Genomic DNA, 1821 nt, shown 5'->3' with positions numbered 1-1821 from the left:
CCGCGCAAGCCGTGGGCGGCGCCGTAGGGCACAACGAAATCTCGATCATCATCCCTGCCACCGCGTCGTAGGCACGCACGGCAGCCTCACGGGCTACGCGGGCGGCATTGATAGAAAAATCAAACTGCTGCAGCCAGGGGGCGTCGATATGCGAGGATTTTTTACGCCCGCGAAGAGCACGGCGCCGTAAAGCGGCAAATTTAAAAGGCCGCAAAAGATTTTAATACTCGCGCGCAAAAGTGCGATAAAATTTGAATACTTAAATTTAGACGCTGCACAGCGCATCGCTTGCAAATCGAAGGCGAGCGGCGATTTTAAACGATTACACCGCGCGCAGGACGGCGATCATTAAATTTAAAGCCGAAGCGGGCACGCTTTGAAATTTTAAATTTTTCCGCCGCGTAAAAATTAAAATTTTATGCCGAGATGCCGACCTTAGCGGCGTAAAATTTACAGCGACTCTAAAAGCGTTTTAGCCGCCAGCTTGCCGAGGTTATTGGCCGCTAGCGGACTATCCGCCCGAGAGCAGGTTGCGGTCTTTGTGCACGGCGCCGTCGATACCTTCGTTTAGGATTTTCATCCCAAGTTTTGCTAGCCGCGAGCCCATATACCAACGCAGATGGCCCGGCATGTAGCCAATACCCGGCGAGGTGCGGTCAATGACGTCTGGCAGCAGCACGAGCTCGTAGCCCTCGAACAAAAACTTATCCTCGTCAAGCGCCGCGGCTAGCAGTCCGGCTGGGCCGTGGCAGATCGTGATGATGTATTTGCCCTGCTCATGAAACCATTTTAGCGCGGCCTTTGCGTCGCGACTCTCGTCAAGCCCGATCAGCGCGCCGTGACCGCCCGGGATGTAGAGCGCAAAATACTCGTCAAATCCCTTCTTTACGATATCAGCGAGCTTTTTAGGCTCTTTAAATTTAGTCGCGTAGCTCTCAAAAAAAGCCCTTGAGCCGCTCGTCCTTCGCAGGCATCGCCCAAAACTCGAATTTTACGGGATTTCCAGAGAGCGTCGCGATCTCGAAGTCCCAGCCCGCCTGCGCCAGATGATACATCGGCACGAGCGTCTCGACGGGGTGGTTGCTAGTGGAGAAAAAAGTCCCGTTGTCCATCAGCAAATACCGCTCGTCGGCCGCGATGATGAGGATTTTTTTATCGCCGTCGTATTTTTTCTCGTAATTAAAATCCGCCAGATCGCTCACGGGCGCCGTAAACTGCGACAGCGAAAACGGCGACGGGAAAAACGCGCCGTGCTCGGCGATATCGGGAGTCGGGAGTTTTGATAGTTCATTCATTTTGTCCTTTTTTATTGATTTGAGTCCGGATTATATGCGGTTTTAGTTAATATTCAGCAATGCTTTACGCCTTAAATTTGGCTTTATTTTGTCTTTTGCTTTCAGACTTAGGGTAAATTTACCCGCATCCTGAGGATAAATTTGGCTTGCGAGTTTAAATATCGGATCGGTGAGCGCGTTAAATTTGCTAGGCATTTTTATATGTCTTTAAAAAACGGCGTCGCATTTTTCGCGAAGGAGCTTAAATTTGACTAAAATTAGCGGCCAAATTTGCCTTTTTGGGTCAAAATTTACGATAGCCAAAATCTATAAGCGGTGCCGAAACGGGCGTGACAAAGCTCGCGGTGAAAAAACTAATAGGCGGCCTCGCGCCTACTTTGCAAAACTGCGGCGGGGCCGATTGCCGAGGAGCCGCTTAGTACAGCATTTAAGCCGCCGCGCAAAAAAAGATGAAATTTTATCTTTTCGCGCATGATGATTTGCGCCGCATCTACAAGCAAATAAAGCTCGCAGGCTCTTAGCGATC

General features: G+C 50.4%; 2 protein-coding genes and 2 pseudogenes. 1 reads left to right on the top strand and 3 read right to left on the bottom strand.

Annotated elements, in window-relative coordinates; translation table 11 throughout:
- A pseudogene (locus tag Q0314_RS09040) lies at positions 1-190 on the top strand (MGMT family protein); the annotation flags it as partial.
- A 321-nt stretch (positions 191-511) separates the two neighbouring features.
- Here Q0314_RS09040 and Q0314_RS09035 read toward each other — a convergent pair.
- From Q0314_RS09035 to Q0314_RS09030, 3 genes and pseudogenes are all read right to left on the bottom strand, one after another.
- The gene (locus Q0314_RS09035; protein ID WP_298024545.1) at positions 512-700 is read right to left on the bottom strand and encodes a hypothetical protein; all 189 of its coding nucleotides are present in this window, start codon (positions 698-700) and stop codon (positions 512-514) included.
- A gap of 30 nt (positions 701-730) precedes the next feature.
- Positions 731-892 (bottom strand): annotated as a pseudogene (locus Q0314_RS11315) (DJ-1/PfpI family protein); the annotation flags it as partial.
- Between the two features lie 43 nt (positions 893-935).
- On the bottom strand, positions 936-1295 hold the full coding sequence (locus Q0314_RS09030; RefSeq protein WP_298058401.1) for a hypothetical protein: 360 nt from the start codon (positions 1293-1295) through the stop codon (positions 936-938).
- Positions 1296-1821: the final 526 nt, after the last annotated feature.

Source organism: uncultured Campylobacter sp. (genome assembly GCF_938040115.1).
Taxonomy (GTDB): Bacteria; Campylobacterota; Campylobacteria; order Campylobacterales; family Campylobacteraceae; genus Campylobacter_A.
Note: the sequence above shows the minus strand (reverse complement) of the source record. Positions and strands in the feature narration are given on the sequence as shown.